Annotated in this window: 9 protein-coding genes; 1 reads left to right on the top strand and 8 read right to left on the bottom strand. The window is 75.6% G+C overall.

All coding sequences use genetic code 11. The features are described 5' to 3' along the window. Positions 1–12: 12 nt before the first annotated feature. The 8 genes from ACWDD9_RS38880 to ACWDD9_RS38845 form a co-directional block, all read right to left on the bottom strand. Positions 13–387 carry an ectoine synthase gene (locus ACWDD9_RS38880; protein ID WP_049656703.1) on the bottom strand — a complete coding sequence of 125 codons (375 nt, stop codon included), beginning with the start codon at positions 385–387 and terminating at the stop codon, positions 13–15. Then, complete coding sequence (gene trpA / locus ACWDD9_RS38875; RefSeq protein WP_449814211.1) at positions 381–1,298, bottom strand: tryptophan synthase subunit alpha; 918 nt, start codon at positions 1,296–1,298, stop codon at positions 381–383. Before trpA ends, ACWDD9_RS38880 begins: the two co-directional genes overlap by 7 nt. Beyond that, positions 1,291–2,319 (bottom strand): hypothetical protein, encoded by a 1,029-nt coding sequence (locus tag ACWDD9_RS38870; protein WP_049656702.1) that lies wholly within the window; start codon positions 2,317–2,319, stop codon positions 1,291–1,293. Before ACWDD9_RS38870 ends, trpA begins: the two co-directional genes overlap by 8 nt. A 5-nt stretch (positions 2,320–2,324) precedes the next feature. Next, the gene (locus tag ACWDD9_RS38865; protein ID WP_049656700.1) at positions 2,325–2,606 is read right to left on the bottom strand and encodes an acyl carrier protein; all 282 of its coding nucleotides are present in this window, start codon (positions 2,604–2,606) and stop codon (positions 2,325–2,327) included. A gap of 69 nt (positions 2,607–2,675) precedes the next feature. Beyond that, on the bottom strand, positions 2,676–4,196 hold the full coding sequence (locus ACWDD9_RS38860) for an AMP-binding protein (protein WP_449814210.1): 1,521 nt from the start codon (positions 4,194–4,196) through the stop codon (positions 2,676–2,678). Between the two features lie 5 nt (positions 4,197–4,201). After that, positions 4,202–5,122 (bottom strand): MaoC family dehydratase, encoded by a 921-nt coding sequence (locus tag ACWDD9_RS38855; protein ID WP_449814209.1) that lies wholly within the window; start codon positions 5,120–5,122, stop codon positions 4,202–4,204. Further along, a complete protein-coding gene (locus ACWDD9_RS38850; RefSeq protein WP_449814208.1) occupies positions 5,119–6,354 on the bottom strand; it encodes a beta-ketoacyl-[acyl-carrier-protein] synthase family protein in 1,236 nt (411 codons plus the stop codon). The genes ACWDD9_RS38855 and ACWDD9_RS38850 overlap by 4 nt, the downstream gene beginning before the upstream one ends. A 122-nt stretch (positions 6,355–6,476) precedes the next feature. Beyond that, positions 6,477–7,688 (bottom strand): aminotransferase class I/II-fold pyridoxal phosphate-dependent enzyme, encoded by a 1,212-nt coding sequence (locus ACWDD9_RS38845; protein WP_049659474.1) that lies wholly within the window; start codon positions 7,686–7,688, stop codon positions 6,477–6,479. A 485-nt stretch (positions 7,689–8,173) separates the two neighbouring features. Here ACWDD9_RS38845 and ACWDD9_RS38840 point away from each other — a divergent pair, with 485 nt between their 5' ends. Further along, positions 8,174–9,046, top strand: a complete 873-nt coding sequence (locus ACWDD9_RS38840; protein WP_049659476.1) for an AfsR/SARP family transcriptional regulator — start codon at positions 8,174–8,176, stop codon at positions 9,044–9,046. Positions 9,047–9,329: the final 283 nt, after the last annotated feature.

Below are 9,329 nucleotides of genomic sequence, written 5' to 3'. Positions count from 1 at the left end.
CCTCTGGTGCCTCTAGTAGGCGGAGGAGGAGTGGGCGTCGAGCTGGTGGACCTCGTCGCCGCGCAGGGCCGGGGAGAAGACGCACACCAGGCGCAGGTCCTCCTCGGGGCTGGCGACGAGGTAGTGGGCGTCGTGCTCGTCGAGGGCGTAGAGGCGTCCGGGGGTGATGGGGTGGGAGGTGCCGTCCATGTCGATGACCTCGCCGGAGCCGGCGATGCAGTAGCAGGCCTCGAGGTGGTTGCGGTACTCCAGGCGGGACTTGGTGCCGGCGTTGACGACGGTGTCGGTGAGGCTGTAGCCGAGGCCGTCGCTCTCCACCAGGAAGCGGCGGGACAGGCCGTTGCCCCACTCGACGGTCTTCACGTCGGCCAGGTCGCGGATCAGCATGCGGGTTGTTCCTCTCGGGTCGTGGTGCCGGCGGGTGTGGTGCGGGTGCCGGTGGTGCCGGGGGTGGTGCCGGGGGTGGTGCGTGGGGTGGTGCGGGGTCCGCCGGGCCGCTCCGGGAGGGCGGGGCGGGGGCGGAGGTCGGTGAGGTAGGCGCGCAACTCGTCGACGGGGTCGAGGCGTTCGGTCAGCGCGTGCTCGACGCGGGCGACGGCGGCGGAGCCGACGATCGCGGCGTCGGCTCCGGCGGCGGCGACGGCGGCCAGGTCGGCGGCGGCCTTGACGCCGAAGCCGACGGCGACGGGGGTCGCGGGGGCGGCGGTGCGCAGCGCGGTGACGGTGTCGGCGAGGGCGCGGTGGCCGTGTGCGGGGGTGGTGCCGGAGCGGCCGTAGTGGGCGACGAGGTAGACGTAGGCGTCGGTGGCGCCGTGGGCGGCGGCGGTGAGGACCTCGGGGGTGGAGGCGGGGTAGCAGGTGGTGACCTGGGGCAGGCCGGTGTGGTGCAGGGCGTGCTGCCAGGCGGGGCGCAGGCGCGGGGGCAGGGCGTGGACGAGCAGGGCGCGGGCTCCGGCGTCGCGGATGGCGGTGGCGGTGGCGGTGGGGTCGCGGTGGCGCAGGCTGTGGCTCCAGTCGGCGAGCAGGGCGACCTTGAGGTGGGTCAGGCGGGGGGTGAGGTCGGCGAGTTCGGCGAGGACGGTGTCCAGGGTGGTGCCGGCCGCCAGGGCGCGGGTGGCGGAGCGGCGGATGACGGGGCCGTCGGTGGGCGAGTCGGGGAAGGGGACGGCGAGTTCGAGGACGTCGACGCGCTGGTCGTCGAGCATGAGCGCGAGGTCGGTGAGGCGGCCGGCGGGGTCGCCGGCGTTGAGGAAGAGCGCCAGGCCCAGGTCGTCGCGGGGGAAGAGGGGGTCAGACACCGGCGGTCTCCCTGGGGCGGGTGGCCAGGCGCGTGGCCAGGGCGTGGGGGGCGCCGTCGGCGAGGGCGTCCAGGGCGGTGGTGTAGGCGGTGTGCCAGCGGGTGTGGCGGCCGGAGGCGAGGGCGAGGGCGGCGGCGTTGAGGGCGATGGTGTGGGTGGCGGTGGTTCCGGCGCGGCCGGCGAGGGCGCGTAGGAAGTGGCCGGTGAGGTCGTGGGGGTGGGGGGCGAGGTCGGCGAGGGTGCCTTCGGCGGGGGCGACGGCGCCGGCGGGCAGGTGGATGTCGCCGTCGGGGGTGTGGAGGGTGTTGTCGGCGAAGGGCAGGAGTTCGTCGGCTCCGGCGCTGTTGTGGGCGAGCCACACGGTGCGGGTGGTGGTGTTGGCGGCCAGGGGGCGCAGGGCGGCGAGGGCGGTGGGGGTGGCGGTGCCGGTGAGCTGGGCGGTGACGGGGACGGTGGCGAGCAGGGGGCCGAGGGTGTTGAGGAACGCGCCGAAGGGTTTGAGGGTGAGCGGGTAGAGGGTGCGGGCGAGGCGGGTGAGGGCGGGCGGGTAGACGTGGGGGCCGGCGAAGGCGATGTTGTGGCGGGCGAGGTGGTCGGCGGTGGCGGTGTGGCTGGAGGTGAGGGTGATGCCGAGGCGTTCGAGGAGGTCGACGGAGCCGGCGGCGCTGGTGTAGGCGCGGGAGCCGGTCTTGACGACGGGGATGCCGATGGCGGCGGCGGTGAGGGCGGCGGCGGTGGAGAGGTTGAAGGTGGCGGGTCCGCCGCCGGTGCCGACGATGTTGACGCTGCCGGGGTGGGCGGGGCCGGGGTCGGGGGTGCGTTCGGTGAGCGAGGTGTGCAGGGCGGTGAGGGTGTCGGGGTCGGGCAGGCGGGTGGTGAGGGCGGCCAGCAGGGCCGCTGCCTGGGCCCGGTCGCTGTCGGCCGGGCCCAGGGTGCGGTGTTCGAGCTGGTCCCACCACGAGCGCCAGGCCGCCAGGTCGACGGGGCGGGCGGCGAGGAGCGCGGTGAGGGCCTGGTGCATGGCTGTCAGCCGCCCACGGTGACGCCGGCCGCGGTGGCGGCGGTGGTGCGGCGTTCGGTGATGAAGGCGTCGATGGCGGCCACGGAGCGGAAGTTGTTGGGGTCGAGGTCGGTGTCGTCGACGGGGAGGGTGAAGTGGTCCTCGACCCAGGCGATGAGTTTGAGGACGCCGAGGCTGTCGATGACGCCGTCGGAGAGCAGGTCGTGGTCGTCGGCGAGCTGGTCGGGGGTGATGTCGGGCAGGAACTCGTCGATGAGGAACCGCTTGATCTGGGCGATGTTGCTCATGTCGGCAACTCCCTTGCGTCGGTGGCCTGGTGGCCGCTGATTGGATGGCTGGTCGGGTGGTGCGGGGTGTTACGGGGCGGGCAGGACGGCCTTGCGGTCGACCTTGCCGGTGGCGGTCTTGGGCAGGGGGGCGTCGTGGATGGCGAGCTTCTCGGGGACGGCGGCGCGTGGCAGGTTGCGGGCCAGGTGCTCGCGCAGGACGAGGCTGTTGAGGGTGGAGCCGGGGGTGCGCTGGACGGCGGCGTGCAGGCGTTTGCCGGTGAGCGGGTCGCTGGCGGCGGCGACGGCGGCTTCGCGCACGTCGGGGTGGGCGAGCAGGACGCGTTCGATCTCGGCGGTGTTGACGGCGACGCCGCGGACCTTGACCTGGAAGTCGGCGCGGCCGGTGAGGTGGACGCGTCCGGCCTCGTCGCGGGTGACGAGGTCGCCGGTGCGGAACCAGCGGCGGCCTTCGCCGGCGCCTTCGGGCTGGGTGGTGAAGCGTCCGGTGTCGCGGGAGCGGTCGAGGTAGCCGGCGGCCTGGAAGGGGGTGGAGACGTAGAGTTCGCCGCTGCCGGGGCCGTCCAGGGGGGTGCCGTCGGCGGTGGCGACCAGGGTGCGCACGCCGGGCAGCGGGGTGCCGATGGGCACCGGCAGGGCGGCGGCGGCGTCCAGGCGGTCCAGGCGGTGCAGGAAGCTGTCGTTGGTCTCGGTGCAGCCGTAGATGTTGTACAGCTCGGCGCCGGGCAGCAGGGCGGGCAGGGCGGCGAGGGTGCGGGCGTCGATGGCGTCGCCGGTGAACGCGGCGTGCTCGACGCTGTCCAGGACGTGGGCGGTTCCGGCGGCCTGGACGAGCAGGGCGTAGGCGAGGGGGACGGCCTGCAGGACGTGGGGGCGGTGGCGCTTGAGCTGGGCGAGCAGGTGGCGGGCGTTGAGGGCGTGGGCGGGGTCGATGAGCAGGCAGGTGCCGCCGGCGGCGAGGGTCGCCCACACGTCGAGCAGGGCGAGGTCGAAGTTGAGGGGCGCGTAGTTGGCGACGGTGCGGCCGGGGCCGAGGTCGAAGGTGTCGTGGGCCCAGGCGGTGAAGCGGTCGACGGCGCCCTGCGCGAGGGGGACGATCTTGGGCAGGTCGGTGGAGCCGGAGGTGGTGAGCATGAAGGAGGTGCCGGCCGCGAGGGTGGGCACCGGGGCGGGGTGGGGCAGGGCGGGCAGCCGGGGGGCGTCCTGGCCCAGGGGGGCGAGCAGGCGCCGCGCGCCGGCCTGGGCGAAGAGCGCGGCCAGCAGGGCGGGGGCGAGCTGCGGGGAGGGCAGCAGGAAGGGGCGGCGCTCCATCAGGCAGGCCAGCACCAGGGCGACCGCGGCGGGTGACTTGACGGCGTACAGGCCCACCGGTTCGCCCGGTGCCAGGTCGAGGGCGTTCAGGCGGGCGCGTTCGGCGTCGGCGGCCTCGGCGAGCTCCCGGTAGCTGACGCTCTGGTCGTGCCAGAGCAGGGCGGGGGCGTCGGGGCGGGTGCGGGCGTGGGCGGTGAACGCGTCGGGCAGGGCGAGCGGCGGCAGCGCGGTGTCCTGGACGGGGCGGCCGAACGGGGCGCTGCTGGGGGTGGTGGTCATGGCGTTCACTCCCCCGCCGGTGCGATGCGCGCCCAGCCGGCCTTGACGGCGGTGCCGGCCTCGGTGGCGATGGTGAAGCGCACCACGGTGCCCCGGTCGTGGGGCTGGAGGGTCAGGCGCAGTTCGGTGCCGGGGCGGGTGGGGGCGGCGAAGCGGGCGCCGAGCGCGGTGACGCGGGCGGGGTCGCCGCCGGCGTGGCGGTCGGTGATCTCCTCGGCGGCCAGGGCGACGAGGTGCATGCCGTGGGCGATGACGCCGGGGAAGCCGGCCGCGCGGGCGGCGTCGTCGTCGAGGTGGATGGGGTTGAGGTCGCCGGAGGCGTGGGCGTAGGCGCGGGTGTCGCCGGCGTCCAGCACGTGGGTGAGGACCAGGGGCGGGCCGTCGGGCACGGAGCCGGGGTGGGCGGCCGGCGGCAGGGCGCCGTACGGCTGGGCGCCGGTGGCGCCCAGCAGGAGCGCGGCGGTGGCGAGGTCGGCGAGCGGGGCGCCGGTGGCCGCGTCGGTGAGGCGGGTGGTCAGGGCCAGGCGGGTGCCGCGGGCCTCGCGGCGCACGGCGGCGACCTCGACGGCGACGTCGACGTCCCCCGCCGTGAGCGGGGCGTGGGTGCGGATCTCCTGGGCGAGGTGGACCACGCCGGTGAACCCGTGGTCGCCGGCGGTCAGCGCGCCGACGGTGTGCTGGGCGAGGGCGTGGGCGGCGACGAAGGGGTGCGCGGGGCCGGCCCCGGCGCGGGCGGGGGCGCCCAGGCGGGCCCGGGCCGCGGCCCGGTAGGCGGCCAGGTCCCGGTCGGTGACGTGCAGGCGGGTGCGCGACACCGGACCGGCGGGCGCGGTCACGGCGGGTACGGCCTGTGCGGCCTGTTCGGCCTGTCCGGCGGGGGCGGCTTGTGCGGCGGGTGCGGCGGGTGTGGTCGTGGGTGCGGTCATAGCGGGGTCACCACCAGGGTCGTGTTGTGGCCGCCGAAGCCGAACGAGTTGGACAGGGCCGCGCCGGCGCGCACCGGGCGCGGCGCGGTGTGCACGACGTCGAGGTCCAGGCCCTCTTCGGTCTTCTCGTGGTTGGCGGTGGGAGGGACGGTGCGGGCGTTCATGGCCTCGATGGCGGCGATCAGCTCGACGGCGCCGGCGGCGCCGATCAGGTGGCCGATGGCGCCCTTGGTGGAGGTGACCGGCACGCCGTGGGGGCCGAACACGGCGCGCAGGGCGGCGGCCTCGGCCCGGTCGTTGTGCACGGTGGAGGTGCCGTGGGCGTTGACGTGGGCGATGTCGCCGGGCGCGAGGGCCGCGTCGGCGAGGGCGGCGCGCATCGCGGCCACCGCGCCGGCGCCGTCGGGGCGCGGGTTGGACAGGTGGTAGGCGTCCGCGCTCGCGCCGTACCCGGCGAGCAGCGCGTACGGGGTGCGGCCGCGGGCCCGGGCGTCGTCCAGGCGTTCCAGGACGAGGAAGCCGGCGCCCTCGCCCATCACGAAGCCGTCGCGGTCGGTGTCGAAGGGCCGTGAGGCGCGCCGGGGTTCGTCGTTGCGCAGGGAGTGCGCGCCGAGGTTGCCGAACGCGGCCAGGGTGACGGGGGTGAGGGTGGCCTCGCAGCCGCCGGCGATCACCACGTCGGCGCGCCCGGTCTCCAGCAGCAGGGCGCCGTGGCCGATCGCGTCCGCACTGGAGGCGCAGGTGGTGGCGATGGTCAGGGCGGGCCCGTTCCAGTGCAGGCGCATCGCGATCTGGGCGGCGGCCGCGTTGGGCATGGTGACCAGCGGCATCAGCGGGGAGACCCGCAGCGGCCCGTGCTCGGTGTACAGCGCGGACTCGCGGTCGCTGGTGGTGCGTCCGCCCACGGCGGTGCCCACCACGATGGCGCTGCGCCCGGGTTCGGGTTCGGGGCGTCCGGCGTCGGCGTGGGCGGCGAGTGCGGCGAGGGTGCCGTAGTGGGCGAACGGGTCGAGGCGGCGGGCGTCCTTGGCGGGGACGAGGTCGTTGTCGGGCAGGTCGGTGACCTTGCAGCCCAGGCGCACCCGGTGGCGGGCCAGGGCGGGGTCGGTGAGGGCGGTGGCGGTGGAGCGCCCGGAGGCGACGGTGCGCCAGAGGTCCTCGACGGTGTGGCCGGCGGGGCTGACCACGCCGAGGCCGGTGACGGCGATCGGCGGCCGGTGGTGGGGGGCCATGGCTTCGTCTCCTTAGCGCGGTCGCGCGGGCGGCCCGGCGGTGGCGGCGGGGGCGGGGCGGGCTGGTCCGGGCAGGCCGGATCAGGCGGGCGGGGCGGGCCGGATCGGGCGGGCCGGGCGGGTCAGATCAGGCCGGTCTGGGCGGCGGCGGTCAGGAACGCCTCGGCGGCGAAGTCGATGTCGGCGGCGGTGTGGCGGGCGGTGACGGCGATGCGCAGCCGGGCGAGGTCGTTGGGCACGGCGGGGGTGACGACGGGCAGGCCGATGACGCCGGCCTTGCGGCAGGCGGTGGCGTAGTCGTAGGCGGCGTCGTCGCTGCCGGCGATGACGGGCAGGACGGCGGTGGTGGAGTCCATGGTGGAGATGCCGGCGTCGTTGAGGCGGGTGCGCAGGCGCTGGGCCTGGGTCTGGGTGTGGGTGACGCGCTCGGGTTCGCGGCGCAGGATGCGCAGGGACTCCAGGGCGGCGCCGGTCTGGGCGGGGCCGAGGGCGGCGGAGAACAGGAACGGGCGGGCGGCGTAGCGCAGGTGGCCGATGAGGTCGTGGCTGCCGGCGATCCAGCCGCCCATGGAGGGGATGGCCTTGGAGAGGGTGCCGAGTTTGACGTCGACGCGGACCTTGTGGTCGAAGTGCTCCTCGATGCCGCCGCCGGTCTTGCCGATGACGCCCAGGGCGTGGGCCTCGTCGACCATGAGGAGGGCGTCGTAGCGGTCGCAGACCTCGCGCAGTTCGGGCAGCGGGGCGATGTCGCCGTCCATGGAGTAGACGCTGTCGACGATGACCAGGCGCACGCCGGTGGGGGCGGCGGCCTTGAGGCGGCGCTCGAGGTGGTCGACGTCGTTGTGGCGGAAGCGGGTGACGGTGGCGCCGGACAGGCGGCAGCCGTCGACGATGGAGGCGTGGTCGTACTTGTCGATCAGGACGGTGTCGCCCTGGCCGACGAGGGCGCCGACGGTGCCGACGTTGGCGGCGTAGCCGGAGCCGAAGACCAGGGCGCGTTCGCGGCCGGCGAAGCGGGCGACCTCGGCTTCGAGTTCCTCGTGCAGGGGGATGGTGCCGGCCAGGGCGCGCACGCCGTGGTTGCCGGTGCCGTAGACGTCGACGGCGGCCTTGGCGGCGGCCACGACGCGTTCGTCGCCGGCCAGGCCGAGGTAGCTGTAGCCGGACATCATGAGCAGGCGCTCGCCGTCGAGGTCGCAGTAGGCGCTGTCGCGTTCCATGGTGTAGGCGACGAAGCTGTTGCGCCGGGAGGGGTCGGACTCCAGTGCGGCCACGCGGGCGTTCGTTGCGGCGAGCTTCGGCTCCAGGCGGTCCCATGCTCCGGTGGCGTTCACGGGTTTCTCCTTCACGGCGTCACGGTGTTCACGGCTTTTCACGGTTGTTCGCGGCTGTTTCGCGGTTGCGTGCGGCTGTTTCGCGGTTGTTCGGGGCTTTTCGCGGCTCGGGGTGTTTCTCGAAGCCTTCACGCGGGGTGCTCAAGGATGGCTACATTTCTACGGCAGGATGCGCAAGGCGTCCGCAATAGGCGCTTTCCTGGCCTGCGGGAACGCTCTGACGTGCGGAAACCTTGCGTCCACGACGCATTGACCGGCCGGTGGGTATGTTTCCGCAACCGGTGTTGACACCGCGCGATGCGGCGAATGTATGGTCGAAATCCGCCGAAACCGAACGGCTGGTCGGCGGTTTATTGTTCCGATCCGCAATTTCCCACGCCGACGGCCGGAACGGGCCGTCACTTCCGCTTTGGCTCGAGGGGGTTGGAGCTCGTGTTGAAAGGCTTCAGGGAAGACGGTCCGTCCGGTAGATCGGGGGCCCGCGCATGCTGATCCGCCTGACCGGTCTGGTGGCCGTCGAGCACGAGGACGGCGCCCCGCAGCACCTGTCCAGCGCCCAGGCCCAGGTGGCGTTCGCCCGCCTGGTGCTGGAGCGCTCCAGCGGCACCAGCCGCGACCAGCTGGCCGACACCATCTGGCCCGACGGCCTGCCCGACACCTGGGCCTCCGCGCTGCGCAGCGTGGTGAGCCGGGTGCGGGCGTTCGTCACCGATCCGGGGCAGGGGCCCGGTGCGACCCCGCTGATCTCCCAGGGCGGGCGGTACGTGCTGCGGCTGCCCGCGGACGCGGCGGTGGACCTGGAGGCGGCGGCCTCGGCGGTCGGCGAGGCCGGCGAGGCGCTGGCCGCGGGCGGCCACGCGGTGGCGCAGCAGCTGGCCGCGGGGGCGCTGGCGAACCTGCGCGGGGCGTTCCTGCCCGACCACGAGGGCGAGTGGGCGCAGGGGGTGCGCGAGCACGTGGAGGAGCTGCGCATCAGCGCGTTGGAGACCGCGAGCCTGGCGGCGTCGGCGCTGGGCGAGGAGCACCACGCGCTGCGCTGGGCGGACGAGGCGGTGCGCCGGGCGCCGTTCCGGGAGAGCGCCTACCGCTGCCGGATGGAGGCGCTGGCCGCCTCCGGCAACCGGGCGGAGGCGCTGCGCTGCTACCAGCAGCTGCGCCAGGTGCTGGCCGAGGAGCTGGGCATCGACCCGGCCGCCGAGACCCAGGAGCTCTACCTGGCGATGCTGCGCTCCCCCGTGCCGGCGGCGCCGGCGCCGGCGGCGGTGCGGGCGGTGGACCCGGTGCTGATGGGGATCTTCGAGCCGCTGGCGCTGACGCGCCTGGCCCGGGCGGCGCCGGCGCCGGTGCGCGCGGCCTGAGCCCGGGGGCCCGCGCCTGCGCCCGCGCCTGCCGCTGCCGCTGCCGTGGTGCCGCTGCGGCGTGCCCCGCCGGTCCCCGGTCCGGCGGGGCGCGCCGCCTGTCTCCGCGCGCCCTCTCCTTCCGGCCGCCGTCCCGGGCCTCGCGCCGCCGTGCCCGGCGGTCCCCGGTCGTCCTCGGCGGCCCTTTGCGGGGCCTCTCCCCCGTGCCGCCTGCCACGACGCGCCTCCTCTTTTCCGGCCGTCCTCGGCCGCGCGCCGTCGTGCCCGGGCGGTCCTCGGCGGT

Source organism: Kitasatospora sp. NPDC001119 (assembly GCF_053598475.1).
Note: the sequence above shows the minus strand (reverse complement) of the source record. Positions and strands in the feature narration are given on the sequence as shown.

Excerpts from the sequence above, each read along its gene's own strand:
- ACWDD9_RS38880 (WP_049656703.1), bottom strand. The coding sequence starts at position 387 with ATGCTGATCCGCGACCTGGCCGACGTGAAGACCGTCGAGTGGGGCAAC.
- ACWDD9_RS38870 (WP_049656702.1), bottom strand. The coding sequence starts at position 2,319 with ATGCACCAGGCCCTCACCGCGCTCCTCGCCGCCCGCCCCGTCGACCTG.
- ACWDD9_RS38865 (WP_049656700.1), bottom strand. The coding sequence starts at position 2,606 with ATGAGCAACATCGCCCAGATCAAGCGGTTCCTCATCGACGAGTTCCTG.
- ACWDD9_RS38860 (WP_449814210.1), bottom strand. The coding sequence starts at position 4,196 with ATGACCACCACCCCCAGCAGCGCCCCGTTCGGCCGCCCCGTCCAGGAC.
- ACWDD9_RS38855 (WP_449814209.1), bottom strand. The coding sequence starts at position 5,122 with ATGACCGCACCCACGACCACACCCGCCGCACCCGCCGCACAAGCCGCC.
- ACWDD9_RS38850 (WP_449814208.1), bottom strand. The coding sequence starts at position 6,354 with ATGGCCCCCCACCACCGGCCGCCGATCGCCGTCACCGGCCTCGGCGTG.
- ACWDD9_RS38840 (WP_049659476.1), top strand. The coding sequence starts at position 8,174 with ATGCTGATCCGCCTGACCGGTCTGGTGGCCGTCGAGCACGAGGACGGC.